Consider the following 26,654-nt stretch of genomic DNA (forward strand, 5'->3'; position numbering starts at 1 on the left):
CGACCTGCGCAATGCCTGGGACCCGGTCGCCATGCGCGAGGCCGGCCTCGACTACGCCGGCATCGGGCGCCCGTGAGGTAGAGCGCATCCATCCTACTGTATTGCTGTCACCCTGACCGCAGGCCGCCATCGGTTCACCCTGTGTGGCGGTCGCTGCATTTTAGCACCAACTTCATCGGACGGCGCGGAGCACCACAAAGCCATGAACATCCTGGTCACCGGCAGCGCCGGCTTCATCGGCTTCCATCTCGCCCGTCGCCTGCTGGCCGAGGGTCATGCCGTCACCGGCATCGACGCCATGGTGCCCTACTATGATCTCCGCCTGAAGGAGGCCCGCCACGCCCAGCTCGCCCGGTCTTCCGCCTTCAGGCCCATTATCATGGACCTGGCCGACGCCGCCCGCTTCGGCGCGGTGATGCGGGAGGCGGCACCCGAGGTGGTCATCCACCTCGCCGCCCAGGCCGGCGTGCGTTACGCGATGGAGCACCCCGAAAGCTACATCCACAACAACGTCGTCGCCTCCTACGCCCTGGCCGAGGCCTGCCGCCACCACCCGGTGCAGCACCTGCTGGTCGCCTCGACCAGCTCCGCCTATGGCGCCAACACTTCGATGCCGTTCCGCGAGACGGATGCGGTGGCGACGCCGCTCAACATCTACGCCGCGACCAAGCTGGCCACCGAGAACATCGCCCACAGCTACGCCCATTTGTGGAAGCAGCCGACGACCGCCTTCCGCTTCTTCACCGTCTACGGCCCCTGGGGCCGCCCGGACATGGCGCTGTTCAAATTCACCGACGCCATCCTCCGCGGCCGCCCAATCGACGTCTACAACCACGGCCTGATGGAGCGGGACTTCACCTATGTCGACGACCTGGTCGAAGCCGTCACCCGCCTCATCCCCTGCCGGCCGGAGATCGGCCAGCCGGTGGCCCCCGGCGACTCGCTGAGCCCCGTCGCCCCCTATCGCCTGGTCAATATCGGCAATGCCAGCCCGGTGCGGCTGCTGGACTTCATCGCCGCCATCGAGCAGGCGACCGGCCGCAGCGCCGAGCGCCACATGATGGACATGCAGCCCGGCGAGGTGCTGAAGACCTGGGCCGACTCCAGCCTGCTCCAGGCGCTGACCGGCTACCGCCCGACCACCGACGTCGCCACCGGCGTCGCTGCCTTCGTCGCCTGGTTCCGGGAGTACTACGGGATCTGACCTCTGCCACAGGCCGTTACACGCTGCCCCGGCATGGCGCCAATCCGGCCCCGATCCTGCCTTGGCCCGTGCCCCACCATGCCCCCGTGGACCCATCCACAGGAGGTACTGATGCGTCGCGTTCTCGTCGCAGCCGCTCTCGGGCTCGGGCTGCTCTCCGCCGGTGCCACGCTGACTGATGCCGGCGCGGCGCCCTTTCGGCCTGAGGGACCAGTGGTCACCCTGGCGCATGGCCCGCATTGGCGGCACTACGCGCCGCCGCCGCGGCACCATCACTGGCACCGCCCCGCCCCGCCGCCCCGGCATTACGGCTGGCACCGGCCTCCTCACCACCAGCCCCGGACCTACGGCTGGCGCTGATCGTCCCGGCGGAGCACTCTCCGCCGATGGAGTCCCTTCTCATCCTGTTCGGCGCCGGCCTCCTCGCCGGCGCCATGAATGCCGCGGCCGGCGGCGGCTCCTTTGTCAGCATCCCGGCGATGGTCTTCGTCGGCCTGCCCTCGGTGGCCGCCAATGCCTCGAGCACCGTCGCCCTGCTGCCGGGGACGCTCGCCAGCGCCTGGGCCTGGCGGCGCGACTTCCGCCCCTTCGAGGGCATCCCGCTGCGCACCATGATCCTCATCAGCCTCGCCGGCGGCCTGGTCGGCGCGGTGTTGCTGCTGGTGACCTCGCAGCATGCCTTCGACCTGCTGCTGCCCTGGCTGCTGCTGGTCGGCACCATCGCCTTTGCCTTCGGCCGCCCGCTCGGCGCCGCACTGCGCCGGCGGATGCGGATCGGCCCGGGCGCGGTGACCGGCGCACAGGTGCCGCTCGCCATCTATGCCGGCTATTTCGGCGGCGGCGTCGGCATCATGATGATGGCGGTCTGGAGCCTGCTCGGCGATGCCGACATCCGCTCGATGAGCGCGGCGCGGACCATCCTGGTCAGCGCCGCCAATGCCGTCGCCGTGCTCTGCTTCGCCATCGCCGGCCCGGTCCACTGGCTGGAGACCGGGGTGATGCTGGTCGCCGCCGTCATCGGCGGCTATCTCGGCGCCAGCCTCGCCCGCCGCCTGCCCGGCCCCTGGCTGCGCGGTTTCGTCATCGCCTTCAGCACGATGACGACCGCCATCTTCTTCCGCCGCGCCTACGGCTGACCAAGCAACCGCTCGATGGCAATGGGGAAGCGCCGCACCCGCACCCCCGTCGCATGCCAGACGGCATTCGCCACCGCCCCCGCCGAGCCGGTGACGCCGATCTCGCCGACGCCCTTGATGCCGAGCGCATTCACATGCGGGTCCACCTCATCGACCAGGATGGCCTCGAGCGAGGGCACGTCGGCATTCACTGGCACATGATACTCGCCGAGATTGGCGTTCATCACCCGCCCGGTGCGCCGGTCCACCGCCGCCGCCTCGTGCAGGGCGAAGGAGACGCCCCAGATCATCCCGCCGTAATACTGGCTCCGCACCAGGCGCGGGTTGATGATCCGCCCGGCGGCGAAGGCGCCGACCAGCCGCGTCGCGCGGATCTGCCCAAGCTCCGGGTCGACCTTCACCTCGGCGAAGACGGCGCCATGCGCGTGCATGGCATAGTGCTCCTGCGCCGCCTGGTCCATCGTGCCGGTGCCCTGCCCCTCGATCTCGTCGAGGCCGGCGCGAGCGAGGATCTCGGCATAGGTCTCGCCCCGGCTCTCGTCGTCACGCCGCACCAGCCGCCCGTCGCGCGCCACCACGCCGGCATTGCCGGCGCCGAAGAGCGGCGAGCGCTGATCGGCCATCGCCAGCTCCGCCAGCCGCGCGATGGCATCGGCGCCCGCGCCGTGGATCGCCATGCCCGCCGTCGCGGTGTGGGCGGACCCGCCGGCGATGCCCGCATCCGGCAGGCCCGAATGCCCGGCGCGGAGCTCCACTTGGTCGATGGACAGCGCCAGGCTGTCGGCGGCGATCTGGGCGAAGGCCGTCCAAGCCCCCTGCCCCATGTCATGCGCGCCGAGCTCGACCAGGCCGCTGCCATCCCGCCGCAGCACCGCCCGTGCCTGGCCGTGGAACATCATCGCCGGGAAGGTCGCGGTGCCGACGCCCCAGCCGACCAGCAGCCCGTCCGCATCCCGCATCTGCCGCGGCGCCAGCGGCCGTCCGCTCCAGCCGAAGCGCTTTGCCCCCTGCGCATAGCATTCGCGCAGCGCCTTCGATGAGAAGGGCTTGCCGCTCGCCGGCTCCACCTCGGCATAGTTCCTGAGGCGGAATTCCAGCGGGTCCATGCCGCAGGCGGCCGCCATCTCGTCGATCGCCCCCTCGAGGGCGATGCTGCCGCTCGCCTCGCCCGGCGCCCGCATGAACATCGGGGTGCCGGTGTCGAGCCGCACCGCATCGCTGGTCGTGGCGATGGCCGGGCTGGCATAGAGCGTGTGCGAGACGCCGCCCGAGGGCTCGAAGAAATCGTCGAACCGGCTGCTCGCCGTGCGCACATGGTGATGCAGCGCGGTCAGCGCCCCCTCGCCATCCACGCCGAGGCGGAAGCTCTGCCGCGTCGGCGCACGATGCCCGACCGGCCCGTACATGTGGTCCCGCCGCAGCACCAGCTTCACCGGTCGCCCGACCAGCTTTGCTGCGAGGATGCCGAGCACCTGTGGCCCGGAGATCAACCCCTTGGAGCCGAAGCCGCCGCCGAGGAAGGGACTGCGGATCTCGATATTCTCCGGCGGAATGCCGAACAGTCCGGCGACCCGGTCCCGCGCCATGGCGAGGCCCTGGCTCGGCGTATCGACGGAGAGGCGGTCGCCCTCCCAGGCGGCGACGACGGCATGCGGCTCCATCGCATTGTGGTATTGCGCCGGCGTCTCGTACACCGCCTCGACCCGCCGCGCCGCCGCGGCGAGCCCGGCCTCCACATTGCCATGCCGGACCTCGGCCGGCGCCCCGACGCCGACCGCGGGCGGGACGAAGACCTCGCCATCGTCGAGCCCGGTGCGCGCCGGCTCCGCCGCATAGCGCGGGGCGAGCAGCGCGGCGCCCTCGGTCGCCGCCTCCAGCGTCTCGGCGATCACCACCGCGACCGGCTGGCCGACATAGCGCACCCGGTCATCCTGCAGCAGGTCGAGGCGGAAGACGAAGGGTCCCGCCTTGTCGTCGGGGTCTTGCGCGAGCGCCGGGCGGTTCTCCGGCGTCATCACCGCGACCACGCCGGGATGCGCCCGCGCCGCCTCGACATCGAGGCCGGTGACGCGGCCACGCGCGATGCTGCTCACCGCCAGCGCGGCATGCAGCATGCCGGGCGGATGGTTGTCGGCGGCATAGCGTGCCTGGCCGGTGACCTTCAGCAGCCCGTCGCGCCGGGTGAGCGGCTGGCCGATGCTGGAACCGTGCCGGAGATGCGTCGCGGAGCCTGCGAGCTCAACCATGGAGGGAAACTCCCGAATGGGATGCGAAGGGGGAGGCTGGCAGGGCCGGCAGCCGCTCCGGCGTGCCGGCGGCGGCGAGCGTCAGGGCGCGCACCAGGATGCGCCGCGCCAGCTCGATCTTGAACGCGTTGTCGCCGGAGGGCCGCGCCTCGGCCAGCGCCGCCTCCGCCGCCTGGCGGAAGGCCTCCGCCCCGGGCCGGGCGCCCCGCAGCATCGCCTCCGCCGCCGGCACCCGCCAGGGCTTGGCGGCGACGCCGCCGAGGGCCAGCCGTGCCTCGGCGATGGCGCCATCCGCGAAGCGCAGCCCGGCCGCGGCGGAGACCACGGCGAAGGCATAGGAGGTGCGCTCGCGCAGCTTCACATAGCGGGCATGCCCGGCGAAGCCCGCGGCCTCGGCCGGCAGGCGGACCGCCACGATCAGCTCGCCCGGCGCCAGCACGCTCTCCTGCTCCGGCGTCGTGCCGGGCAGGCAGTGGAATTCCTCGAGCGGCACCTCGCGCCGCCCCGCCTGTCCCGCGACCTCCACCACCGCGCCGAGCGCGACGAGGGGAACGCAGAAATCCGAGGGGTGGGTGGCGATGCACTGCTCGCTCCAGCCGAGCACCGCATGCAGCCGGTTCTCGCCCTCGCGCGCGTCGCAGCCGGCGCCGGGGTCGCGCTTGTTGCAGGCGCTGGCGGGGTCGTAGAAATAGGCGCAGCGCGTGCGCTGCAGCAGGTTGCCGCCGACCGTCGCCGCATTGCGGAGCTGGGCCGAGGCGCCCGACAGCAAGGCCTCCGCCACCGCCGGGAAGCGGCGGGCGAAGCCCGGGTCATGGGCGAGGTCTGAGTTGCGCACCCGCGCGCCGATCCGCACGCCGCCATCCGGCAGCGCCTCGATCACGTCGAGCCCCGGCACCCGTGCCAGGTCGACCAGCCGTGCCGGGCGCATCACGCCGCCCTTCATCAAATCGAGCAGGTTGGTCCCGGCGGCAAGATAGGCGCTGCCCGGCTGCGCGGCCGCCGCCACTGCCTCCGCCACCGTCGTGGGACGGACATAGTCGAAGCGGTTCATGCCGCCGTCTCCTGGAGGGTCTCGCCCATGCGGCGCTGCGCCTCCAGCACCGCTTCGGTGATGCCCTTGTAGGCGCCGCAGCGGCAGAGATTGCCGCTCATCGCCTCCCGCACCCGCTCGGGGTCGTCGCCCGCCTGCGCCTCGCGGATCAGCCCGACCGCGCTCATGATCTGGCCGGGCGTGCAGAAGCCGCACTGGAAGGCGTCATGCGCGATGAAGGCCGCCTGCACCGGATGAGGAACCTCGCCCTCTGCCAGCCCCTCGATGGTCAGCACCTCCGCCCCGTCGAGGCTCACCGCCAGCGCCAGGCAGGAATTCACCCGCCGCCCATCGACCAGCACGGTGCAGGCGCCGCACTGGCCGCGGTCGCAGCCCTTCTTGGTTCCCGTGAGGTCGAGCCGCTCGCGCAGCAGGTCCAGCAGCGTGACCCGCGGATCATCCAGTGCGATGGTCCGCGGCACCGTATTGACGGTCAGGGTGATGGACAGGCTCATGCGGATCTCCCAAGAGAGCCATGGCGTTGCCACCCGCCAGCACGGCCGGGCGGGTCCTGGTGCCGGCCGCGGGCAGCCGCCCCGGCGTCACCTAGCGCAATATGCGGAGGTAGCCTCCGCTTACAAGGGACAGGATGTGAATTGGTTGGGATGAGCGGGGACCAGATCCAGACCGCGCGGAAGCCCCGCGCCGACGCCACCCGCAACCGCGACCGCCTGCTGGCCGCCGCCCGCTCCATCTTCAACCAGGGCGGCCCGACCGCCAGCCTGGAAGCCGTCGCCCGCGAGGCCGGGGTCGGCATCGGCACACTCTACCGCCATTTCCCGACGCGGGAGGCGCTCTACGAGGCGGTCTACCGGCACGAGGTGGAACAGCTGGTGGAGCTCGCCGCCCGGCTCGGCACGGAGGCGGCGCCCACCGAAGCGCTGCGCCGCTGGCTGGCGGCCAATGTCGAGTTCATCGCCACCAAGAAGGGCATGGCGGCTGCCCTCGCCATGGCCGCGCACAACTCCTCGGAGCTCATCGCCTATTCGCTCAGCCATCTCGGCACGGCGCTCGGCAGCCTGCTGCGCCGCGGCGCCGCGGCCGGCGAGTTGCGCGGCGACCTCGGCGCGGAGGAGCTGCTGCGCGCCCTGGTCGGCATCTGCTACGCGCAGGACGGGCCCGACTGGCGGGCCAATGTGCTCCGCATGGTCGACGTCCTCGTCGCCGGGCTGCGGCGCTGACCGGACCGCCCGCGGATCGGGGAGAGCCGGCACAAGGCCGCCGCCATCCGATGCCCTGGCTTCCGCCCCGCCTGCCCTGCGCGGAAAGGATCGGCCCGGCGCGAGCCGGATAGACGCCCCGGCCACGCAACTGCGACGCTCCTCGACCGGCGCTGCCGGACGCCGCCGGCGGGAGATGGGACATGGCGACTGCGAAGCGGATTTGCGTCATCGGCGCCGGCATCAGCGGCCTCGCCGCCGCCAAGGCATTCCGAAGCCACGGGCATGAGGTATCGGTTCTGGAACGGGCGCTGGAGCTGGGCGGCGTCTGGGACCCGGCACGCTCCTATCCCGTGGTGCAGACCCAGACCCCGCGTGACCTCTATGCCTTCCCCGACTTCCCCATGCCGCGGGACTACCCGGAATGGCCGACCGGCGCGCAGGTCCATGCCTGGCTGCGGCGCTATGCGGAGGCGCATGATCTGCTGCCGCAAATCCGCTTCGGCCAATCGGTGACCTCGCTCTCGGAGGGCCCGGGCGGCTGGGCCGTGGAGAGCCGGGGCGCCGACGGCCAGGCCCGCACCGACCGTTACGACCGGGTCGCGGTCTGTACCGGCCAGTTCAGCCGCCCGAACAAGCCGCTGCATCCGGGGGCCGAGGCCTTCGAAGCGGGTGGCGGCCGCATCGCCCACTCCTCCGAGCAGACCGACCCGGACGCGGCGCGCGGGCGCCATCTGGTGATCCTCGGCTTCTCCAAATCGGCGACGGACATCGCCGTCCAGGCGGCCGAGGCGGGCGCGGCCTCGGTCACCCTGGTGCACCGCGACGTCGCCTGGAAGCTGCCCTACTTCTTCGGCGGCGCGCTGAACTTCAAGCGGATCCTCTACACGCGCCTGGCCGAGGCGATGTTCCTGCCTTTCGACGCAGGCCCTGCCCGCCGCCTGGCGCAGCGCGCCTTCGCCCCGCTCGTCTGGGCCAACTGGCGGGCGCTCGAGGCGCTGCTGACCGCCCAGTTCGGCCTGCGCCGCATCGGGCTCCGGCCGGACCGGCGCATCGAGGATACCATCCACTGCGCCCTCGGCATCGAGACGCCCGGCTTCTACCGGATGGTCGAGGCCGGCCGCATCCGCTGCATCCGCGGCACCCTCGACCGCTACGAGCCGGGCACCGCGGTGACGACGGGCGGCGCGCGCGTCGCGGCCGATTGCGTCGTGCTCGCCACCGGCTGGATCCAGGAGCTGCCCTTCCTCGATGCCGCCGTGCGGGCCCGGCTCGTCGAGCCGGACGGCCAGTGGCGGCTCTACCGCATGCTGGTCAACCCCGATGCACCGGGCCTCGGCTTCGTCGGCTTCAACTCCTCCTTCGCCACGACGCTCTCGGCCGATCTCGGGGCGCGCTGGCTCGCACGCTACTGGGACGGGCTCCTCGCACGGATGCCGGAGGCGGCGGCGATGCGGGCGGAGATCGAGCGGTCCCTGCACTGGCGCCGCTCGGAGCGGGCGGTCGCCGCGACCTATGGCGGCCTCTGCATCGCGCCCTGGCACCACCGGCATTTCGGCCAGTTGCTGGCCGACATGGGCGCCCGCTCCCGGCCGGCCAACCCAATCGCCGCCTGGCTGCAGCCGCTCGACCCCGCCGCCTATGGCGCGCTGCTGCGCACCGCGCCGCCCGTGCCGAAGCCTGCCGCGGACGCCATCGCTGCCTAGCCCAGGACCACGGAACTGCGGAGCATGGTCCAGCCTGGTGTCATGTCGCGTGGGGCACGCCTTCGGCCGTGCCACCCTTCGGCAATGCCGCTCTAGGAGCCTGTCTGAGTATTCCGTGGCATAAAATGGCCTTTTGCGCCGCCGCCCCGTCGCGGAAGGTCATGCCGCCTGCGACTTGCGTCTCGGAAGGCTTTTGCTTGGGTGACGTTGCGGGCCCGATTACTCAGACAGGCTCCTAGCCCGCACGGCCGATCGCGCGCCCGCGCGTCACGGACGGCGCCTCCCCGAAGCGCGCGCGGTAGAGGGCGGCCGCACGCCCGAAATGCTCAAGCCCGGCCTCGAGGGCGAGGTGGCTCACCCGGTCGCCCTCGCCCGCGCCCTCCAGCAACTCCCGCCAGCGCCGCAGGCGAAGCTCGCGCACATAGCCGGTGACCGTGGCGTCGCGGAACCGGCGGAAGCTCTCCTGCAGCGCGCGCGGGCTGGCGCCGGCCGCCTGCGCGATCGCGGCCAGGGTGAGCTCCTCGCCGAGATGGGCCCGGATATAGGGAGAGCTGTGCGCGGGTGCACAGAGAGGGCGCAGATCTTCGCGGTGTGGGCTTTGGGGCGCCTTGGGCACCGTGATGGGCGTTGGTTTTGGCCTGCCTTGGAAGGCTAAGGGGCGGTGCGGACAGACTCGTCCTATGTCAGGCTGCCGCCGCGTGCAGCAGGGTAACGGTGCGCCGGAGATTGTAGACTATGGCAGCAAGCCGCACCTGCAGACCTGCCTTGGCAAGCCCGAGCCAGCGCATCCGCCGTAGGCCATAGCTGCGCTTCCAGCTGCCGAACACCTTCTCGATGCGGCAGCGGACCCGCCGGACCGCCGCGTTGTTTGCTTCGAGCCGCGCGAGCGCGTCCGGGCCGCGGCCCCAGATGCCGGTCCACACCGTGCGCGGCCGGCCGCCGCGGCCGCTGATCAGCCGCTCCGCCAGCCCGCCGGTGAAGGCGCTGTCGCCATAGACGTAGCCCGGCTCCGGCGGCAGCACCGCCGCCAACTCGGCTGCATCGTGCACGTTGGCCGTCGTGCCCTCGACACTGCGTACCAAGCCGGCACCTTCGTCGGTCGCCACGTGCGCCTTGTAGCCGTGCGCCGGCTTGCGCCGGCGGTGCCCAGCCCACTTGGCCTCTTCGTCCTGCCTGATGCTGGCGGATGGAATGAGCGTTGCGTCCACCAGAGTGCCGGTGCGCACCATCACGCCCTTGGCCTCGGGCTGGTGGGTGACGGCTTCGAATAGCACTCGGTCCAGCCCACGCCGGAAGCGGTCGAAGGAGGTGCGCTCGGGCGTCGGCTCGTGGGCGGCGTAGCCACAGAAGCGGCGGAAACTGGCGCGGTCGTCCAGCGCCGCGGCGAGCCTCACGTCCGACAGGTCGTGCCAGGTGGCCAGCAGCAGGGCTCGGAACAGGGCCATTGGCGGCCAAGCCGCCTCGCCCTTCGTCGCCGCTGAGATACCAGCCAAGGTATGATCGATCTCGGACCAGTCGATGAGCCCCGCTAGCTCCATTAGCGATGCGCCAGAGCGCGGCTCCGGCCGCGCGATGAAGTGTTCCTGACCGGTCCGACGCCGCGCCATGCCGACCTCCGTCGCCTGCAGGACAAGCGAATCAGCCAGAGTGCAGCGCGTCCAAACACATCCGCGCACAGCTCTCATTAATCTGAAAAGCCCCATTAGAGAACGGGCAGTCAGTAGCGCCGACCGAACAACCGCCGCCACCACGACGGACCGGGCTCATCCTCGACCCAGGCGTAACCAGCCTTCTTGTCCCATCGACGCGGCGCGTCCTCCGGAGAGCCCGATTCTCTGCCTGCCCTAGGCTGCGGGATGTGGGACAGGTCCTGATCGCGTTCGAAGCGGTACGGATCGTCTGGTCGCTCGGCGGAATAGCGTTCCGGCCTAGCTACGGACTGGACCGCTGCCGTCGCCTCCTGTGCCGCTGATACCGCCTCTTGGATGGCGACCAGCAACTCTCGACGCAGATGCTCGAGATGCTCCCTCGCCGCAGTCTCAGCAGTTTCTGCGCGTTGGATCGCGTCTCGTGCTGCCTGCTCTGCAGCAGCGGCTCGGGCTTCGGCAGCATGTCGCGCCTCAACCGCGGCCTCCCGAGCATGCCGTTCTAGTTCGGCACGCTCTTCTGCGGCTTGGGCGCGTTTCTCGGCTTCCTCTGTGCAGTGGCGCAGATCGCCAGTAAACCGTTCCAAAGCCGCGAGGACGGCATTGATTGCGGGCGTGGGCGGGTTGCTCATAGGGATATCCAGCCCTGGTTCGCTCAAGAACTGCCTCGGGCGTGCAGTCGCAGCCCGACGACCGGCTATGGACCCGGACGTGCTCTAAGCGGACTTCCCACGCAAAGGTTCGCATAATCAGTCCATGCTTTTACCAAAGTCCGGAGGCATGTCGGCTCGCGGCAGTTTAGGGGGAGGAGCAAACATTCGACGCAAGCCCCCCCGCTACCCATTTCAACCCCAGACTAGGAGATCGGCTGGCATATCGGAGGTCAGCCGCTGGCGCTTAAGCGCGGCCATCATCTGCGATAAGGGGGTGTGTTATCGCAAGGGAGATGGAAAGTTTAAGGCTCTCGCCCGCCCCGCATCATGCGAGGCGGGCGGGCTTTTACCGACGGCCAGGCGGGGTGAAAGGGGGGCCCGGAGGGCCAGGAGGGCCGCCGGGAGGACCACCGGGAGGGCCGGGAGGGCCACCACGGCCGGGACCGTTGTATGGCGCTGCCATGCTCCGCTTGGAAGCGGCGGCGAGCAGCAGCGTTGCAGCAGGCGCAGCCATCGCAGTTTGGCCGGCCTTGGCTAGGACAGCGCGTCGCTTCGGAGCGGCAGGTTGGCCCTCGTCCGACTTCGTCATCATAACTCCCTCAATGTCACGAAGACTCAACGAGTGTCGCAATCAGTATGCGCAAATATAGAGATTAATAGCCATTTAACGTAACTTTGAAGCTGGGAGCCGGATTCGGATACAGCTGTTCTTGTTCTGAGTGCTGCAGTTGCAGCGTTGGCCTGGGCTCAATGGCCCATCTCGGAATTGTCACATTGTTTGGTGGCCGGGCGCGTTCGACCGCAGGACGGAGCTTGCGCGATCTCACGCCGCCATCTGAGCACACGTCTCATAGGCCTCGGCGCGCTTGAGCTGCACCGGCGCCGCGGGCGACGCCGCCTCGGCCCGCAACCGCGCGGAGGCCGTATGCGGCAGGGCCGAGAGCAGCGTCGCCTGCAGCCCGGCCAGCAGCTCCGCGGCCAACGGCCCCGGCGGCAGTCCCGCCTCGGCGAGGTGCAGCAGCAGCCGCGCCTGCGCCAGGACCGCCGCGCCGCCCGGGCTGGCGACATCGAGGGCCGGGTCGAACTCGACCGGGCGCGGCGGCGCGTCGAGCAGCCGGGCCAGGTGGCCCTCCAGCCCGGCGCGGTCGAGCAGCAGGATCAGCTTGTCGCAGCCCGCCTCCCAGACCATGCGCGTCGGCAGCGTCGGGGAGAGCAGCGTGCCGCGCCGCACCCCCGCCTCGACCTCCCGCCCGCCGCAGGTCACGCGCGCGGCGCCGCGCAGGGGCAGCTGCAGCAGGAAGAACCGGTCGAGGCAGCCCGGATCGATCTCGACGCGCGACCCGTAGGAGACGAGGTTCACCGAGAAGCCGCGGCCGCGCACGCTGTGGTGGCGCGCCCGGAAGCCCTCGGCCACGGCACCGAGCGGCACCAGCCGATGGGCGCAGAAGATGCGCCCGACCTCCTCCCGCGCCCGGTCCGGGTCAGTCGTATCCACCACCGCATGGCAGGCCAGCGGCAGGTCGGCGGGTCCGGAGGGCAGCGTGGCCATCATCGTCCACCCGGTCGGTTCGCAGCAGGCCCATCATGGCAGCTTCGTCGCCTCGCTCAATGGCGTGCCAGCAAGCCCTCCGCACTGGCCGGCGCGAACCGGACCGGCGGCGCGCGATTCGGATGGACGCATCGCCGGCGGCCGCGCACCCTGCCCGGCCAGCACTGCCGAGGCAGACAGGTCAAGGGAGGGTCGGAGGATGAGCAGCGCCGCCAGCGGGAAGATCGACGGGCCGGGTCCCCTCGCCGCCGGGGTGACGCCCGCCGGGCAGGGGTTGGACGGCACCGTCTGGAACGTGCTGGGGCACACCTACTGGCTGAAATCCAGCAGCGAGGACTGCTTCGCCTTCGAGACCCTGGACCCGCCCGGCACCTTCGTCCCGCCGCATATCCACCCGACGCAGGACGAGTTCATCTGGGTGATGGAGGGCCGCTTCGACCTCTACCTCGACGGCCGCTGGACGCAGGCGGGGCCCGGCGAGCTGGTCCGCATGCCGCGCGGCCTGCCGCATGCCTACTACAACCGGGGCCAGGTCGCGGCGCGGGCGCTGTTCTGGGTCACGCCGGGCCGGCGGCTGAAGGAGCTCTTCGACCAGTTGCACGACCTGGGCGACCCGGCGGAGGTCGTGCGCCGCTCCGCGGCCTGCGAGGTCGAGTTCCTGCCGCCCGGCAGCGTGCCGGGAAGCTGAGCTGGTCGGCACCAGGACCGGTGAACCGCGGGCTTCATGACTGGGAGCACGCATCCCCCATCGGCCGGGCCCAGGGCGCCCCGCTCACGCCGCCTCCGACTGCACGCCTCCCGCTGCCCAGCCGAGCGCCGGCGCCACCTGCCCTGCCACCAGCTCCAGCGAGCGCAGGATGAAGGGATGCGGCGGGTCGACCGAATGGACCTGCACCGCCAGCTCCGTCGCCCGCGCCAGCACCGTGTCCGCCTGCAGCGAGGCGATCACCTCCGCCACCGTGCCGAGATGCACGTCGAAGGCGGCGACCATCTCCTGCACCGTCTCCCGCCCCGTGGCGCGGCCCTGGGCCGCAGCCCGGTCGCGGAACCGCCCGAGGCCCTGCTCCGCCAGCCGCCACGCCTCCTCCCGCCGGTCGGCGACGAAGACCGAGCGCGAGGCGAGGATGCGCGGCGCGCAGCCCGGCGGCAGCGCCGCCAGATAGGCATCGACCATCGGGTCCTGGATGTCCGCAAGCGTCATCCCCTCCGCCCCCGCCGGCCGCGGCTGGGTGCGCGAGAGCATCAGCCCATCCCCTGCCGCCCCGGCCCGCCGCGCCCCGTCCACGGTGAAGGTCGCCTGCCAGATCCGCCCGGCGAGCCCCGGCGCCGGCGGATAGAGCCGGTCCCCGCCCGGCAGCGCCCCGCCCTCCCAGGCCGTCCGCAGCAGCGCCGCATTGGCGTCGAAGATCGCCCCCCGCGCCGCCGGATCGAGCCCGAAGGCCTGGAAGGCGGTGAGGTTGCCCCCCGGCCCGATGCCGAGCTCGAGCCGGCCGCCCGAGACCAGGTCGAGCACCGCCGCATCCTCCGCCACCCGGATCGGCAGCTCGAGCGGCAGGGTGACGATCCCCGTCCCCAGGCGGATGCGATGCGTCCGCGCCGCCACCTGCGCCAGGAAGACGAAGGGCGCCGGCAGCCCGCCCTCATGCTCGTGGAAATGGTGCTGCGCCACCCAGGCGGAGTCGAAGCCGCAGCGCTCGGCATGCAGAATCTGCTCGGTCGCCAGCCGGTAGCGCTCGGCCGGCGCGACCTCGTCGAGGACCCGGGTGAAGAAGCCGAGCCGCTTCGGTACCGTCATCCTTCCACCTCCTCGTCGCGCGCCGCCCCGCCAAGATAGGCATCGCGGATGCGCGGATCGCGCAACAATTCGCCAGCCGGCCCCTGCAGGGCAATCCGCCCGGTTTGCAACACATAGCCGTAATGGGCGATGCCGAGCGCCTGGCTGGCATTCTGCTCCACCATGAACACCGTCACGCCCTCCTGGTTGATCGCCTGGATCAACTCCAGCACCCGGTCGACGAAGAGCGGCGAGAGCCCCATGGTCGGCTCGTCCATGCAGATCAGCTTCGGCCGGCCCATCAGGGCACGGGCCATGGCGAGCATCTGCTGCTCGCCACCCGACATCGTCCCCGCCCGCTGCCCCAGCCGCTCCCGCAGCCGGGGGAAGAGCCCCAGCACCCGCTCCTCATCCGCGGCGATGCCGGCGCGATCGCTCCGCGCATAGGCGCCCATCAGCAGGTTCTCCCGCACCGTCATGGCGGGGAAGAGCCGCCTGGCCTCCGGCACGGAGCCGATCCCCCGCCGGATCACCTGCGGCGTCGGCAGGCCGGTGATCTCCGCCCCGTCGAACCAGACCCGGCCCGAGCCCGGCCGTTGCAGGCCGAGGATGGTCTTCATCGTGGTCGACTTGCCGCTGGCATTGCCGCCGAGCAGGCAGACGATCTGCCCGGCCGCGACATCGAGGTTCAGGTCGAAATGCACCTGCACCGGCCCGTAGAAGGAATTGATCCCCTCCAGCCGCAGCAGCGCCCCGCTCATTGGGCCGGCTCCCGCGCCAGCCCGGCCTCGCGGTGGCCGAGATAGGCCTCGATCACCGCCGGGTCGTTCCGCACCGCCTGCGGCAGCCCCTCGGCGATGCGCTGGCCGTTGTCCATGACGATCACCCGATCGGAAAGCCGCATCACCATCTCGAGCTTGTGCTCGATCAGCAGGATGGTGAGGCCGCTGCGCTTCAGCCCGGCGACGACCTCCTGCATCTCCGCCGTCTCGGTCTCGTTCATCCCCGCCGTCGGCTCGTCGAGCAGCAGCAGCCGGGGATGCAGCGCCAGCGCCCGGGCGATCTCCACGCGCCGGCGATTGGCATAGGACAGGCTGAAGGCCGGATGGTCGAGCCGCGGCACCAGCCGCTCGCCGAAGAGGGCGATGATGCGGGTGGCATCCTCCCGCAGCGCCGCCTCCTCCGCCCGCACCGCCCCCGGCCGGATGGCGGCCAAGGCCAGCTCCAGCAGCGGCCCGACCAGCGGCACCGCCGGCCGCACCGCCCGCAGCCGCGCATGCGCGCCGACGAGGACGTTGTCGAGCACGCTGAGATTGCCGAAGACCCGGCCATGCTGGAAGGTCCGCGCCAGGCCGAGCCCGGCCAGCCGCTCCGGCGCCGCCCCCGTCACCTCCTCGCCAAACAGCCGCACGCTGCCCGCATCCGGCCGGTCCAGCCCGCTGACCAGGTTGAACAGCGTCGTCTTCCCCGCGCCATTTGGGCCGATGATGCTGAGCAGCTCGCCCTCCCGCAGATCGAGCGCCGCATCCGCGACGGCGGTCACGCCGCCGAAGCGCTTCTGCAGCCCACGGACCTCCAGCACCGGCGCCATCATACCGTCCCCATCACGCCCTGCGGCCGGAACCGGATCAGCAGCAGCAGCACGATGCCGTAGATGAGGATCCGGTACTCGGCGAGGAAGCGGAAGGCCTCCGGCAGCGCGATCAGCAGCGTCGCCCCCAGCACCGCCCCCGCCACATTCCCGAGCCCACCCAGGATCACCATGGTCAGCGCCAGGATGGAGATGCTGGCGCCGAAGGTCTCGTGGTTGATGTAGGAATAGGCATGCGCGGTGATGGCGCCGCTGATGCCCGCCGCGAAGCCGCCGAAGCCGAAGGCCAGCGCCTTGTAGCGGTCGCCGCTGACGCCGTAGGAGCGCGCTGCCACCGGGTCGTCGCGGATCGCCCGCCAGGTCCGCCCGAGATGCGAGCGCAGCAGCCGCAATTGCAGCAGCGCCAGCAGCACCAGCACGGCGAGGCAGAGCCAGTAGGTCCCCTCCACCGAGCCGAGGTCGAGGCCGAAGACCTCGAGCGGCGGGATGCCGCCGAGCCCGATCGCGCCGCGCGTCAGCCCCGTCCAGTTGAGGATGACGAGCGCGACGATCTCGCCGATGCCGAGGGTGGCGATGGAGACGTAATGCCCGGTCAGCCGGAAGGCCGGAAAGACCAGCAAGGTGCCGAGCCCCGCCGTGATCAGCCCTGCCACCGGGATGGAGAGCGCCACCGGCCAGCCCGCATCCAGCGCCAGCAGGCCGGAGCCATAGCCGCCGATCGCCAGCAGCGCCGCATGGCCGAGCGAGACCTGCCCAACCGTCCCCGCCACGAGCGTCAGGCTCAGCGCCAGCATGGCATACATCAGCGAATTGGCGCCGATCTGCAGCAAATAGGGCTGATCGAGCAGCGGCAGCAGCGCCGCCAGGACGACTGCGAGGATGACGGCCCAGGGCGGCACCGCGACAGGCCGCGAGCGGGCGATGAAGGTGCCCGTCATCGGCTCCGGCGGCAGCGAGCGCCGCGCGGCGAAGAGCCCGTTCGGCCGCCAGACCAGCATGGCGATCAGCAGCACGAAGGCGAAGAGGTTGCGATAGGAGGTGCCGAACAGCGCGATGCCATAGCTCTCGGTCAGCCCGAGGATGAGCGAGCCGGCGATCGCCCCCGGCACGTTGCCTAAGCCCCCGATGATGAGCGCGACGATGCTCTTCAGCGTCGCCTCGAAGCTCATCGCCGTGCTGATCTGGTTGTAGTACATGCCGACCAGCACGCCGCTGACGCCGCTCAGCGCCGAGGCGATGGCGAAGACCGCCATGTTCACTCGGTTGACGTCGACGCCCATCTGCTGCGCCGCGTCCGAATCCTGCGCCGTCGCCCTGACCGCCCAGCCGAGCTTGGTGAAGCGCAGGAAGCCATAGAGCACCACCGCCGAGCTCAGCCCGATGCCGGCGATCAGCAGGTCGAGCGCCCCGATGGTGCCGCCGCCGACGGCCAGCCGCCAGTCCGGCACCTGCATCGGCACCGCGCGCGGGTCGGGCGTGAAGAGGAGCTGCACCACCTGGTCGAGCACCAGCGCGATGCCGATGGTCGCCAGCAGCGGCGCGATGCGCGAGCTGCCCTGCAGCGGCCGCAGCCCGATCCGCTCGATCGCCACCCCCACCAGCGCCGAGACGACCACGACGCACAGCAAGGTCACCGGCAGCGGCGTCCCGAGGGTGGTGATCGCCGCCCAGCCGATATAGGCGCCGACCACATAGACCGAGCCATGCGCGAAATTGACCAGGTTGGCGACGCCGTAGATCAGCGCCAGCCCGACCGCGAGCAGCGCATAGATGTTGCCGATGACGAAGCCGTTGACCGTGTAGTCGAACCAGGCGCCGAGCATCAGGACGGCGTGCCGCCCTGCCACAAGGTGAAGCGCCCGTCCTTCACCACCAGCCGCTTGTAGCGCGCCCCCTCCACCCGGCGCGTCGCCGGGTCGAACTGCATGGTGCCGAAGACCACGCTCGGCACGCCGCGCACCTTGGCCAGCCCCTCGCGCACCGCGGCCCGCGTCGGGCCATACTGATTCACCAGCGTGGAGGCGAGGATCATCGTGTCGTAGGCGGTGGCGTTGAAGGTGTCCGGCTCGCGGTTGTACCTGGCGCGGAAGGCGCTGACGAAGCGCTGCACCTCCGGCCGCGGCTCGTCGGGGAAGAAGGTGGTGGTGACGTGCACGCCGTTCACCGCATCGCCGCCCAGCTCCAGCAGCTTCGGCGAGTAGACCGAGCTGACGGCGACGATCGCCTGCGGCAGGCCGAGCGTCCGGATCTGCCGCACGATGGTCGCCGCATCGGCGTAATAGGCCAGCAGCACGATGCAATCCGGGTTGCTGTCGCGGATGCGCACCAGCGTCGAGCGGAAGTCGCGCTCGCCCGGCAGGAAGCCCTCGGCGGCCGTCACCTCCGCCCCCTTCTCCTTCGCGGCCGCCGCGAAGAGGTTCTTGCTGGTCACGCCCCAGTCGGTGTTGAGGTGCACCACCCCCAGCCGCCGCTTGCCGAGGCCGGCGATGGCGAAATCCGCCAGCCCCGGCTGCTCCTCCGCCTGGCTGATGGAGTTGCTCCACATGTAGTCGCCGCCCTTGGTGAAATCAGGGTGCGAGTTGGTGAAGCCGAATTGCACCAGCTTGGCGCGCTGGTAGATCGGCGAGGCCGCCATCGAGGCCGGCGAGGAGAAGTCGCCGAGCTCCATGACGATGCGCGGATCGTTGGCGAATTTCTGCGCGATGGCGACGGCTTGCCGCGGGTCGCTCTGGCTGTCCTCGAAGATGTACTGGATCTGCCGCTGCGCCGTCGGGTTCACCTCGGCCAGCGCCAGGTCGAAGGCATCCTTCCACTGCGCGCCGTATTGCGCATTCGGCCCCGTCAGCGGCCCGCTGACGCCGACATGGACGGTCTCGGCCGCAGCGGCCCGCCGCGTGGCGACGGTTCCAGCCACCAGTCCAGCGAAGACGGAACGACGGCGCAGCGGGATCATGGGTCTCTCCTGCCAGGTTATGCCTCCCTGGCATCCGAACATGGATTGCCGCACCGCACCATAGGCTTGCGGCCGGCCTCGCCCCGCAGCGGGACCCGCAGCGCCATCGCCCCCGCCGCCAGCAGGGCCCCCGCCGCCAGGAGCGAGCCCGGGCCGAAGCTCCCCGTCCGGTCATGCAGCAGCCCGGCGACCAAGGGCCCGAGGATCTGCCCGATGCCGAAGGCCGCCGTCAGCAAGGCGAAGCTCCGCCGCGGATCGCCTGCCGTCAGCGCCCGCCCGCCGGCCAGGCCGAGCGCCGTCAGCCCCATGAAGGTCCCGCCGAGCAGCGCCGCCGCCACCAGCGCCCCGGCCGCCCCCGTCCAGGCGACGCTCGCCGCCACCCCGACCGCCTCGGCGAGGCAGGCGGCGGCGAAGCTCCGCGCGGGGCCGAAGCGCCGCCCGCTCCAGTTCCAGAGCGCGACCGAGGGCGCCGCCGCCAGCCCGACGACGAGCCAGACCACGGGTTCCACCGCCCGCAGCGACGCCTCCGCCCGGAGAATGGCGACGAGGAAGGTCGCGGTCACGACATAGCCGAAGCCGAACAAGCCATAGGCCACCGCCCACCATCGCAGCCAGCCGCCCTCATGCGTGGAATGCTGGACCGCGGACGGCCGCGCCCCAGCCTCCGCCGGCACCAGCCAGGCCACCGCCCCCACCGCCGCCAGCGACACCAGGCCCGAGGCGACCCACGACCCGCGCCACCCGGCCCCCGGCAGGGCGACCAGCACCGCCGAGGCCGCAATCCCCACCCCTACCCCGGCGAAATGCAGCGCCGCCAGCCCGCTGCGCCCCGCCGCCGCCAGCCGGTCCAGCACCAGCGCCGAGGCGAAGACCAGGACGAAGGCGCTCGCCGCCCCGCCGAGGCCTCGCAGCAGCAGAAAGCCGGGCAGGCTCGAGGCCAGGCCCATCGCCCCCGTCGTCGCCGCCCCGAGCGCCAGCGCCCCCAGCAGCCAGGCCCGGCGGGAGCCCGGCAGCCGCGTCGCCGCCAGCAGCGCCCCGGCGAGGTAGCCGCAGAAATTGGCCGAGGCGATCAGCCCCGCCTGCCCGCCGGTGAGCCCCAGCCCCTCCACCATCGCCGGCAGGATGGGCGTGTAGACGAAGCGGCCGATCCCGATGGCCGTGGCCAGCGCCAGCATCCCGCCGAGCGCCAACCGCTGCGCCGTCCCATCCTGCCGCACCGGCATGGCATCCTCCTGGGCTGCAAAGGCCCTGCCAGGCTGCGCCCCGCGCGACATCCCGGAAAGCGATTTATCCCGATCGCTGTCATCGCATCGGCAGATGGCTCGCGCCTGGCAGCCCGGTGCCGCTGCAAGGCCGCATGTCTGCGGCCAAGCCCGAATGGCCTGCCCCAGGCTGGGGCGGCGAACCCGAGAGCGGACCGCGCGAGCGGGTGTTGCCCCAGGGCAGGCATGATGGGCCGCAGGGGATAACGGCATGGTCTCCACGAGGATCGGCGCAGCAAGGGCCAGGCCCGCGGTTGTGACGGCCGAGCCTGCCGGGACGGATGGGTGCGGCCGATCCCGCTTCGGCCCGGTGCCGCTAGGCCCGCGTCATGGCACGGGTAGGATAGGCGTCGTCGCTGAACGGAGCCCGATCAGGTTGTATCCCCGCCGCCCCATGCTGGCCGCCCTCGCGGCTGCATCCCTCCCCCGCAACGGGCACGCCGCCGGCTTTCCGCAACGGCCGGTGCGCATCCTCGTCCCGGTGCCGGCCGGCAGCGTGCCGGACATCGTCGCGCGGCTGATCGCCGAGGCGGCGGCCCCGGCCTGGGGCGTCCCGGTGGTCGTCGAGAACCGGCCGGGCGCGGGGGGCGCCATCGGCGTCGAGGCGGCGATCCGGGCACCGGCCGATGGCCATACCCTGTTGCTGGGCAGCAGCGGCCCGATCGCCATCCTGCCATCGGTCAACCGCCAGCTGTCCTACGACCCGCTGCGCGACCTGCTGCCGGTCGCGCGCGTCGCGGACTTCCCGCTGGTCGTCCTCGCCTCGCTCGCCTCGGGCCTGCCCGATGCCGCCGCCTTCCTCGCCCGGGCGCGGCGGGCCGGCGAGCCGCTCGACTATGCCGGCGGCGACATCGGCTCGACCCAGCATCTGGCGGGCGCCCTGCTGGCGCAGCGGGCCGGGCTTCGGCTGAACCACGTGCCCTATCGCGGCGGCGGCCTCGCCCAGGCCGACCTGATCGCGGGCCGCATCCCCGTGATGGTGGACAGCCTCTCCGCCGTGCTGCGGACCGTGCAGGAGGGCAAGGCGACGCCGCTGGCGGTCTGCGGCCAGCGCCGGTCGGGCCAGGTGCCGCAGGTGCCGACCCTGCGCGAGGCGGGCGTCGCGGATTACGAGGCAACCGGCTGGATGGGGCTCTTCCTACCCGCGGCCACGCCGCCCGACACCGCTGCGGCGCTTGCCGCCGCGCTGATGCCGCCCCTCACGGAGGCACGCCTTGCAGCCCGCATCGATGCCGCCGGCTCCGACCCGGCGGTGCAGGACGGGCCGGGATTCCGGCGCTTCGTTGCAGCCGAGCTCGGGAAGTGGCGGAGGCTCGCCGAACTGGCCGGCATCGCGGTCGACTAAGGACCTGTACGCGATGAAAGGGGCTTGGGATGGCGGTCTACTCGGTTTGCCCGGTCAGCCCCTTCGAACGGGAGGGGGTAACACCTTGCGTGTCCAGTCGGTCGCGCGCTCGTACGCGCGGGCAAGCCGGAGCACGCTGAGGTCGTCGCGCCAGCGGCCGATGATCTGGAGCCCCATCGGCAGGCCCCGCGGGTCGAAGCCGGCCGGCATGGCCATTGTCGGCAGGCCGCACAGCGTCGGCAGCGCCACCACCTCCATCCAGCGGTGGTAGGAGTCCATCGGCACGCCGTCGATCTCTGCGGGCCAGTGCATCTCGGCGTCGAAGGGGAACATCTGCGCGGTCGGCAGCACGAGGCAGTCGAACCGCTCGAGCAACCCGCGGACCGCCTGGTACAGCTCGGAGCGGGCCAGCGAGGCGGCGAACACCTGCTCGCCGGACAGCCGCATCCCGGTCTCGACCTCCCAGACCGCCTCCGGCTTCAGGCGGGCGCGCTTCGCCGGGTCGGCGTAGAGCGGCCGCAGCGTGCCCGCGTTCAGCCAGCTGCGCAGCGTGACGAAGCTGTCCCAGATTCGCTCGCGCGGGAAGTCCAATCCAGCGTCCTCGACGGCGCAGCCGATCGCCTCGAAAGCGCCGAGTGCGCCCCGGCACAGGTCCAGCACGCCGGGCTCGAAGGGGAGCTGCCCGGCCAGGCCGCTGAGCCACCCGATGCGTCGACCGCGCACGTCCACCTCCAGGGCCTGGGCGAAGGCGCGGGGGTTTCCCCCGAGCGCAAGCGGCGTGCGCGCGTCCGGGCCGGCCATGACGGTGAGCAGCATGGCGGCGTCCGCGACGCTGCGGCCCATGGGCCCCTCGGTGAGGAACTGCTGCGCGAAGACCTCGGGCGTCGGCCCGAACGGCACGCGTCCCCGGGAGGGGCGGAGGCCGACCACGTTGTTCCAGCCCGGAGGGTTCCGCAGGCTGCCGGCGGCGTCGCTGCCGTCCGCCACGGGTACCATCCGCAGCGCCAGCGCCACCGCGGCGCCGCCGCTGCTGCCGCCCGCCGTGCGCGAGGGGTCGTAGGCGTTGGTCGTTGTGCCGAACACGGGGTTGTAGGTCTGCGAGCCCAGGCCGAACTCCGGGGTGTTGGTCTTGCCGATGACGATGGCGCCGGCGGCGCGCATCCGCTCGACGACGATCGCGTCCGCCTGCGGGACGTGCTCCTCGAACAGCGGCGAGCCGGACGTGGTGCGCAGGCCCGCCGTGGCGGCGAGGTCCTTCACCGCGTGCGGGAAGCCGTGCATCCAGCCCGTCGTCTCCCCGCGCGCCAGGCGGTCGTCGCGCTCCCGCGCCTCCGCCATCAGGGCCTCGCGGGGGCGGAGCGACACGATGGCGTTGGCGCCCGGGTTCACGCGCCCGATGTGGTCAAGGTGGGCCTCCATCACCTCGCGGCAGGAGACCCGCTTCGCGTGGATCGCGCGCGACAACTCCACCGCGTCCAGCATCACGAGGTCAGGTGGGCTGCCCGCTGGCGGCACGTCGGCGGCGCCTCCACTGGTCTCCCGGGGCCCGCCCCGACTTGCGGCCGCGGGTGGGGCCGGCTGTGGCCTGTCCGTCGCCATGCCCCTGGCCCTCCGACCGGGCCGTCGTCGGCCCGAAGCCGAACGCTAGTCCCATCCGGCGACGGGGAGTTGCGGCTTTCCGCCTCCGAAACCTACTCCGCCTTTTGGCGACGCCCGCGCCGTGCCTGCTGGAGGAGGTCGGAGTCTGCGGTCCCGGGTGGCAGCTCGGTCCCCGTGTCCCTAACGAATGGAGGATGCGGAGGTCTACGACCGGTCGCGCGGGCCGAACCGATGCAACGCGGCCCTAAACGGGACTGCCTCTTTCCGCAACGAGCCGCCGCGAGATAATGGAGGTCACGGCGATCCAGATGTGAGCGGCGAAGAGGTCGGGTGCGCGGTCGTACATAACGTTGAGGCGCCGGTAGCGGCTCAACCAGGCGAAGAGGCGCTCCACCACCTAGCGGATGCCACTCGGCACGAAGCGCCCGTCCCGCGTTCCGCCGGGCGAGACCGAGACGTGGATGTCGTGCGCAAGGGACGCCGCGGCGAATGGTGCGCCCTTGAAGCTACTGTCGCCGAGCAGGCCGCCCTGGAAGCCGAGCGCGGCGAGACGCGGCAGCGTCAGGAGAGCGGCCGCGCGATCGTCCGCATTGGCCGGCCGCAGTTCGAGGTCAAGCAGTGAGCCGTGCTTGTCGCAGGCCGCCAGCAGCCTTGCGACCGCGGCAGTGCACGCCCACCCGCTCGCGGTCCATGGCCTCCAGCTCAGCCTCGACCGTGAAAACGAACACCTCGATGTCAGCCACGGCGCTCCAGCCATCACCGCGGCGGGAGCGGGGCATGCGCCGGGCGGACGGGCATGTCGGATCACCCGTGCTTAGGGCGTTGGCTCTCGGCATACGGTCGAGATGGTGCGCCCAAGCCCCAGGGCTGACTTGCTGCTGTGCTGCGGGCGGCAGATTAGCTGCCACCAACCGTTGCAGCGCTGATGGGCACTGGTGCAAGGTGCCGCTTCGAGCTAAGGAGGCAGTCCGGACTGCGGCAAAAACGTTATGTTCCTGAGCACGTCCTTCAAGTACAGCGCTACCAGCCGCCACCGCATTCCGAAGGGCACGGTCAAGTTGCCAGCCTTAGGGCAAGTAAGCTGGCCGGTCGAAGAGGGCACCGATCGCCAGTCGAGTTGCCGGGACGACCCCGCCGATATTGGGTCACACTGCGAGCGCACCTAGCCCGGCGGCGCGATACTCGCTGGCGGTGACGTGATCGCGGCGGAAATGGAAGAGGTTAGGGATCTGGTCGTGAACGGGAAGGAGGCAGCGCCGGGATTGTCACGTTGTTTGATGGCAAGACGAGTGTGACCGCGAGGCGGAGCGTGCACGATCTCACGCCGCCATCTGGGCACACGCCTCCTGCTACCAGATCCGGAAGGCTTTGTCGCGCGAACGACGGTGTTGGTTGCCGGTCATCAGGTGCCGACGTGGATGGTAGTGGCCATAGATCATCGCGTGCGCCGAGGGGAACCGCTGGGCCTGTTTTGGTAACTTGAAACGCTGCATCTGAAAGCCCGCTGCAGAACCAAACTAAACCAGCCGTGGTGGCCGAAGCAGCCGCTGCGCGGCTTCGTTTGGCGTCCCGTGCCAATAGAGGTGCCAATAGAGTCTGAAACATGCCAATAAAGTCCGAGACATGGCATTAAAGTCTGCGACTGCGGTGGCCTGGACGCCCCACGGGAGCGACCGCTTTGCAGCGGAAGCGGGCGTTCGGACACAGGCCAGTCTGGTGACAGCGACCGGGTGCCCCGCAAGTGGAAGCGACCCAGCGACCACGCGCCGGTGACGGTCGAACTGATGCCTGCCTGAGAAACTTTTTTCGACGCCTGTCGATCGGGGACCCTGTCGCGCATCAAGGAGATGGAAGGCGCTGATGGTCAGCGCCTCCAGACCCCCAAGGAGAACGCCATGGAATACATGCTCTGCTTCCGCGAACCGGCCTCCGACTACGGCAAGCGCGACGATCCCCAGGCGGCCCCGACCTATTGGGCCGCGTGGACCGCTTATGTGAGCACCTTGCAAGCGTCCGGCCGCGTCGTGAGCGGCAACGGCCTGCAGCCGCCTCGCACGGCGGCCGTGGTGCGGGTGGTCGACGGTAAGCGCCAGGTGCAGGACGGGCCGTTCGCCGAAGCGCGCGAACAGCTGGGCGGCTACTTCATCCTCCGCACGGACTCGCTTGACGAAGCCCTCGAATGGGCCGCGCGCGCGCCCTGTGCATCGACCGGCAGCGTCGAGGTGCGCGCCGTGCTGCCCCCGCCGCCGCAACAGTGACGCAGTCCGCCGCGGGTGTCCACGCTACCGCCGAGCGGGCTGCACGGGACGCGTATGGGCGGCTCGTCGCGGTCCTGGCCTGGCAATGGCGCGACCTCGCGGCTGCCGAAGATGCGCTCGCGGAGGCTTTCGCCGCCGCGCTCGCGCGGTGGCCGCTCCAGGGCGTACCGAACTCGCCAGAAGCATGGCTGTTGACGGTGGCGCGCCGCGAGCTCCTGCAGGTCGCGCGTCACGCGCGCGTGGCCCAGGATCCGGCGGCGCAGGTCCTGCTGGCCGTGGGCGAGGAGACGGAAGCCGCCGTGCAGTTTCCCGACGCGCGGCTCAAATTGATGTTCGTCTGCGCGCATCCGTCGCTGCCGGCCCCCCTGCACGCGCCCTTGATGTTGCAGGGGGTGCTCGGGCTCGAGGCTGCGCAGATAGCGAACGCATTCCTTGTCACGCCCTCCGCGATGGCGCAGCGCCTGGTCAGGGTCAAAGCACGGATCAAGGCCGAAGGCCTGCGCTTCGAGGACCCCGAGCCGCATGAGTTGCCCGAGCGCGTCGCCTCCATCCTCGAGGGTATCTACGCGGCCTACACGATCGGATCGAACGCGGCCGCCCCATTGGCGGACGAGGGCGCGCAGCTCCGGCCGGAAGCCGAATTCCTGGCGCGGCTCGTCGTTTCCCTCTTGCCGGAAAGCGCCGAGGCGCGCGGCCTTTTGGCGCTGATGCTGTTCTGCGAAGCGCGGCGCGGTGCGCAATTCGATGACGCGGGCCGCTTCGTTCCCTTGCTCCAGCAGGACGCCGGGCGGTGGGACAAGGGTCTGATCCGGGAAGCCGAGGAGTGCCTGTGGCAGGCAGCGCGCCTCCGGCAGCCCGGACCCTTCCAGCTGGAAGCGGCCGTGCATTCGGCGCATTGCCAGCGCACTGCCACCGGCCAAGTACCGTGGGATGGCATTGTCGCGCTGTACGAGGCGCTCTGCACGCATTTTCCGAGTTCCGGCGCCACCATCGGCCGTGCGGCGGCCCTCGGTTTCGCAGGCCGCGCGCGAGACGGCCTGCGGTTGCTGGACTCGCTGGACACCGCGGGAATGCAGGCGCACCAGCCGTACTGGGTCACGCGCGCGCACTTGCTGGGCCTGTGCGGCGATGCGGCCCAGCGCCGCGACGCGCTGCAGCGCGCCGTCGGGCTCACGCAGTCGCCACGTATCCGCGACTACCTGCTCGCCCAGCTCGCCAACTGAGCTTCACTCCAGCCCGAGTTCCGTAAGCGCAGCGTCGAGGCCCGTCTTCCGGCGCGGGCGGTGAATGTGCTGGGTCGGCCCCGGGCGGGGAGCTTCGGGCTGACATTATGGTCGAGGTCAATGACGACGCGAAGGGTGCCGGGTACCGCCGGGTCGAGGTCCTGACGGGCCTGGGCGCCGGCGGAACCGGTCGGACGCGGACAAGTGTCAATCGGCGTTGGGTTGGGACCCCGGATCGGCGCCCAAAAGGGGCTCCGTC

The 26,654-nt window shown here is 71.3% G+C and carries 25 protein-coding genes; 10 read left to right on the top strand and 15 right to left on the bottom strand.

Annotation, left to right across the window (positions count from 1 at the left end; all coding sequences use genetic code 11):
* Positions 1–202: 202 nt before the first annotated feature.
* From AC5JJ1_RS18705 to AC5JJ1_RS18715, 3 genes are all read left to right on the top strand, one after another.
* Positions 203–1,204 (top strand): NAD-dependent epimerase/dehydratase family protein, encoded by a 1,002-nt coding sequence (locus AC5JJ1_RS18705; protein WP_495786622.1) that lies wholly within the window; start codon positions 203–205, stop codon positions 1,202–1,204.
* Positions 1,205–1,315: 111 nt separating this feature from the next.
* Positions 1,316–1,564 carry a hypothetical protein gene (locus AC5JJ1_RS18710; RefSeq protein WP_495786623.1) on the top strand — a complete coding sequence of 83 codons (249 nt, stop codon included), beginning with the start codon at positions 1,316–1,318 and terminating at the stop codon, positions 1,562–1,564.
* A 26-nt stretch (positions 1,565–1,590) separates the two neighbouring features.
* Positions 1,591–2,340 carry a sulfite exporter TauE/SafE family protein gene (locus AC5JJ1_RS18715; protein ID WP_495786624.1) on the top strand — a complete coding sequence of 250 codons (750 nt, stop codon included), beginning with the start codon at positions 1,591–1,593 and terminating at the stop codon, positions 2,338–2,340.
* On the opposite strand, the gene AC5JJ1_RS18720 is transcribed toward AC5JJ1_RS18715, so the two are convergent.
* From AC5JJ1_RS18720 to AC5JJ1_RS18730, 3 genes are read right to left on the bottom strand one after another with little or no spacing between them, the layout of a single operon-like run.
* Positions 2,331–4,586 (bottom strand): xanthine dehydrogenase family protein molybdopterin-binding subunit, encoded by a 2,256-nt coding sequence (locus AC5JJ1_RS18720; RefSeq protein ID WP_495786625.1) that lies wholly within the window; start codon positions 4,584–4,586, stop codon positions 2,331–2,333. The genes AC5JJ1_RS18715 and AC5JJ1_RS18720 overlap by 10 nt on opposite strands.
* Entirely contained in the window at positions 4,579–5,637 is a 1,059-nt protein-coding gene (locus AC5JJ1_RS18725) for an FAD binding domain-containing protein (RefSeq protein WP_495786626.1), read from the bottom strand. Before AC5JJ1_RS18725 ends, AC5JJ1_RS18720 begins: the two co-directional genes overlap by 8 nt.
* Positions 5,634–6,131 (bottom strand): (2Fe-2S)-binding protein, encoded by a 498-nt coding sequence (locus tag AC5JJ1_RS18730; protein WP_495786627.1) that lies wholly within the window; start codon positions 6,129–6,131, stop codon positions 5,634–5,636. The genes AC5JJ1_RS18725 and AC5JJ1_RS18730 overlap by 4 nt, the downstream gene beginning before the upstream one ends.
* A 150-nt stretch (positions 6,132–6,281) precedes the next feature.
* Here AC5JJ1_RS18730 and AC5JJ1_RS18735 point away from each other — a divergent pair, with 150 nt between their 5' ends.
* A complete protein-coding gene (locus AC5JJ1_RS18735; RefSeq protein ID WP_495786628.1) occupies positions 6,282–6,857 on the top strand; it encodes a TetR/AcrR family transcriptional regulator in 576 nt (191 codons plus the stop codon).
* A gap of 182 nt (positions 6,858–7,039) precedes the next feature.
* Positions 7,040–8,542: a flavin-containing monooxygenase gene (locus AC5JJ1_RS18740; protein WP_495786629.1), complete on the top strand. Its 1,503-nt coding sequence runs from the start codon at positions 7,040–7,042 to the stop codon at positions 8,540–8,542.
* A 235-nt stretch (positions 8,543–8,777) separates the two neighbouring features.
* Here the strand turns inward: AC5JJ1_RS18740 and AC5JJ1_RS18745 are convergent, their stop codons facing one another.
* From AC5JJ1_RS18745 to AC5JJ1_RS18760, 4 genes are all read right to left on the bottom strand, one after another.
* A complete protein-coding gene (locus AC5JJ1_RS18745; RefSeq protein WP_495786630.1) occupies positions 8,778–9,158 on the bottom strand; it encodes a helix-turn-helix domain-containing protein in 381 nt (126 codons plus the stop codon).
* 67 nt (positions 9,159–9,225) lie between these two features.
* On the bottom strand, positions 9,226–10,149 hold the full coding sequence (locus tag AC5JJ1_RS18750) for an IS5 family transposase (RefSeq protein ID WP_495786631.1): 924 nt from the start codon (positions 10,147–10,149) through the stop codon (positions 9,226–9,228).
* Positions 10,150–10,259: 110 nt separating this feature from the next.
* Entirely contained in the window at positions 10,260–10,820 is a 561-nt protein-coding gene (locus AC5JJ1_RS18755) for a hypothetical protein (RefSeq protein ID WP_495786632.1), read from the bottom strand.
* Positions 10,821–11,664: 844 nt separating this feature from the next.
* Complete coding sequence (locus AC5JJ1_RS18760) at positions 11,665–12,393, bottom strand: cupin domain-containing protein (protein ID WP_495786633.1); 729 nt, start codon at positions 12,391–12,393, stop codon at positions 11,665–11,667.
* Positions 12,394–12,589: 196 nt separating this feature from the next.
* Here AC5JJ1_RS18760 and AC5JJ1_RS18765 point away from each other — a divergent pair, with 196 nt between their 5' ends.
* Complete coding sequence (locus AC5JJ1_RS18765) at positions 12,590–13,078, top strand: cupin domain-containing protein (RefSeq protein ID WP_495786634.1); 489 nt, start codon at positions 12,590–12,592, stop codon at positions 13,076–13,078.
* 84 nt (positions 13,079–13,162) lie between these two features.
* On the opposite strand, the gene AC5JJ1_RS18770 is transcribed toward AC5JJ1_RS18765, so the two are convergent.
* From AC5JJ1_RS18770 to AC5JJ1_RS18795, 6 genes are read right to left on the bottom strand one after another with little or no spacing between them, the layout of a single operon-like run.
* Positions 13,163–14,185 (bottom strand): putative FMN-dependent luciferase-like monooxygenase, encoded by a 1,023-nt coding sequence (locus AC5JJ1_RS18770; RefSeq protein WP_495786635.1) that lies wholly within the window; start codon positions 14,183–14,185, stop codon positions 13,163–13,165.
* Entirely contained in the window at positions 14,182–14,925 is a 744-nt protein-coding gene (locus tag AC5JJ1_RS18775) for an ABC transporter ATP-binding protein (RefSeq protein ID WP_495786636.1), read from the bottom strand. Before AC5JJ1_RS18775 ends, AC5JJ1_RS18770 begins: the two co-directional genes overlap by 4 nt.
* Positions 14,922–15,746 carry an ABC transporter ATP-binding protein gene (locus AC5JJ1_RS18780; protein WP_495786637.1) on the bottom strand — a complete coding sequence of 275 codons (825 nt, stop codon included), beginning with the start codon at positions 15,744–15,746 and terminating at the stop codon, positions 14,922–14,924. The genes AC5JJ1_RS18775 and AC5JJ1_RS18780 overlap by 4 nt, the downstream gene beginning before the upstream one ends.
* 8 nt (positions 15,747–15,754) lie before the next feature.
* Positions 15,755–17,578, bottom strand: a complete 1,824-nt coding sequence (locus tag AC5JJ1_RS18785) for an ABC transporter permease (protein WP_495786638.1) — start codon at positions 17,576–17,578, stop codon at positions 15,755–15,757.
* Entirely contained in the window at positions 17,578–18,708 is a 1,131-nt protein-coding gene (locus AC5JJ1_RS18790) for an ABC transporter substrate-binding protein (protein ID WP_495786639.1), read from the bottom strand. Before AC5JJ1_RS18790 ends, AC5JJ1_RS18785 begins: the two co-directional genes overlap by 1 nt.
* Before the next feature lie 17 nt (positions 18,709–18,725).
* Positions 18,726–19,931, bottom strand: coding sequence for a YbfB/YjiJ family MFS transporter (locus tag AC5JJ1_RS18795; RefSeq protein WP_495786640.1), 1,206 nt, complete (start codon positions 19,929–19,931; stop codon positions 18,726–18,728).
* Positions 19,932–20,364: 433 nt separating this feature from the next.
* On the opposite strand from AC5JJ1_RS18795, the gene AC5JJ1_RS18800 reads away from it, so the two are divergent.
* Complete coding sequence (locus AC5JJ1_RS18800) at positions 20,365–21,315, top strand: Bug family tripartite tricarboxylate transporter substrate binding protein (protein WP_495786641.1); 951 nt, start codon at positions 20,365–20,367, stop codon at positions 21,313–21,315.
* Between the two features lie 54 nt (positions 21,316–21,369).
* On the opposite strand, the gene AC5JJ1_RS18805 is transcribed toward AC5JJ1_RS18800, so the two are convergent.
* The gene (locus AC5JJ1_RS18805; protein WP_495786642.1) at positions 21,370–22,797 is read right to left on the bottom strand and encodes an amidase; all 1,428 of its coding nucleotides are present in this window, start codon (positions 22,795–22,797) and stop codon (positions 21,370–21,372) included.
* Positions 22,798–23,371: 574 nt separating this feature from the next.
* Here AC5JJ1_RS18805 and AC5JJ1_RS18810 point away from each other — a divergent pair.
* Positions 23,372–23,536: a hypothetical protein gene (locus tag AC5JJ1_RS18810; protein ID WP_495786643.1), complete on the top strand. Its 165-nt coding sequence runs from the start codon at positions 23,372–23,374 to the stop codon at positions 23,534–23,536.
* Here AC5JJ1_RS18810 and AC5JJ1_RS18815 read toward each other — a convergent pair.
* Positions 23,526–23,657: a hypothetical protein gene (locus AC5JJ1_RS18815; protein WP_495786644.1), complete on the bottom strand. Its 132-nt coding sequence runs from the start codon at positions 23,655–23,657 to the stop codon at positions 23,526–23,528. The two genes, AC5JJ1_RS18810 and AC5JJ1_RS18815, sit on opposite strands and share 11 nt — an antisense overlap.
* Before the next feature lie 1,152 nt (positions 23,658–24,809).
* Between AC5JJ1_RS18815 and AC5JJ1_RS18820 the strand changes: the two genes are divergently transcribed.
* Positions 24,810–25,172, top strand: coding sequence for a YciI family protein (locus AC5JJ1_RS18820; RefSeq protein ID WP_495786645.1), 363 nt, complete (start codon positions 24,810–24,812; stop codon positions 25,170–25,172).
* Positions 25,169–26,395 (top strand): RNA polymerase sigma factor, encoded by a 1,227-nt coding sequence (locus AC5JJ1_RS18825; protein WP_495786646.1) that lies wholly within the window; start codon positions 25,169–25,171, stop codon positions 26,393–26,395. Before AC5JJ1_RS18820 ends, AC5JJ1_RS18825 begins: the two co-directional genes overlap by 4 nt.
* Positions 26,396–26,654 lie beyond the last annotated feature (259 nt).

It is taken from the genome of Belnapia sp. (assembly GCF_059504005.1).

Bases quoted from the DNA above. Each gene is read 5' to 3' on its own strand.
- AC5JJ1_RS18735 (WP_495786628.1), top strand. From the start codon at position 6,282: ATGAGCGGGGACCAGATCCAGACCGCGCGGAAGCCCCGCGCCGACGCC.
- AC5JJ1_RS18820 (WP_495786645.1), top strand. From the start codon at position 24,810: ATGGAATACATGCTCTGCTTCCGCGAACCGGCCTCCGACTACGGCAAG.
- AC5JJ1_RS18760 (WP_495786633.1), bottom strand. From the start codon at position 12,393: ATGATGGCCACGCTGCCCTCCGGACCCGCCGACCTGCCGCTGGCCTGC.
- AC5JJ1_RS18740 (WP_495786629.1), top strand. From the start codon at position 7,040: ATGGCGACTGCGAAGCGGATTTGCGTCATCGGCGCCGGCATCAGCGGC.
- AC5JJ1_RS18765 (WP_495786634.1), top strand. From the start codon at position 12,590: ATGAGCAGCGCCGCCAGCGGGAAGATCGACGGGCCGGGTCCCCTCGCC.
- AC5JJ1_RS18705 (WP_495786622.1), top strand. From the start codon at position 203: ATGAACATCCTGGTCACCGGCAGCGCCGGCTTCATCGGCTTCCATCTC.
- AC5JJ1_RS18800 (WP_495786641.1), top strand. From the start codon at position 20,365: ATGCTGGCCGCCCTCGCGGCTGCATCCCTCCCCCGCAACGGGCACGCC.
- AC5JJ1_RS18750 (WP_495786631.1), bottom strand. From the start codon at position 10,149: ATGGCGCGGCGTCGGACCGGTCAGGAACACTTCATCGCGCGGCCGGAG.
- AC5JJ1_RS18785 (WP_495786638.1), bottom strand. From the start codon at position 17,578: ATGCTCGGCGCCTGGTTCGACTACACGGTCAACGGCTTCGTCATCGGC.
- AC5JJ1_RS18715 (WP_495786624.1), top strand. From the start codon at position 1,591: ATGGAGTCCCTTCTCATCCTGTTCGGCGCCGGCCTCCTCGCCGGCGCC.
- AC5JJ1_RS18730 (WP_495786627.1), bottom strand. From the start codon at position 6,131: ATGAGCCTGTCCATCACCCTGACCGTCAATACGGTGCCGCGGACCATC.
- AC5JJ1_RS18805 (WP_495786642.1), bottom strand. From the start codon at position 22,797: ATGCTGGACGCGGTGGAGTTGTCGCGCGCGATCCACGCGAAGCGGGTC.
- AC5JJ1_RS18755 (WP_495786632.1), bottom strand. From the start codon at position 10,820: ATGAGCAACCCGCCCACGCCCGCAATCAATGCCGTCCTCGCGGCTTTG.
- AC5JJ1_RS18770 (WP_495786635.1), bottom strand. From the start codon at position 14,185: ATGACGGTACCGAAGCGGCTCGGCTTCTTCACCCGGGTCCTCGACGAG.
- AC5JJ1_RS18725 (WP_495786626.1), bottom strand. From the start codon at position 5,637: ATGAACCGCTTCGACTATGTCCGTCCCACGACGGTGGCGGAGGCAGTG.
- AC5JJ1_RS18790 (WP_495786639.1), bottom strand. From the start codon at position 18,708: ATGATCCCGCTGCGCCGTCGTTCCGTCTTCGCTGGACTGGTGGCTGGA.
- AC5JJ1_RS18775 (WP_495786636.1), bottom strand. From the start codon at position 14,925: ATGAGCGGGGCGCTGCTGCGGCTGGAGGGGATCAATTCCTTCTACGGG.
- AC5JJ1_RS18795 (WP_495786640.1), bottom strand. From the start codon at position 19,931: ATGCCGGTGCGGCAGGATGGGACGGCGCAGCGGTTGGCGCTCGGCGGG.
- AC5JJ1_RS18720 (WP_495786625.1), bottom strand. From the start codon at position 4,586: ATGGTTGAGCTCGCAGGCTCCGCGACGCATCTCCGGCACGGTTCCAGC.
- AC5JJ1_RS18710 (WP_495786623.1), top strand. From the start codon at position 1,316: ATGCGTCGCGTTCTCGTCGCAGCCGCTCTCGGGCTCGGGCTGCTCTCC.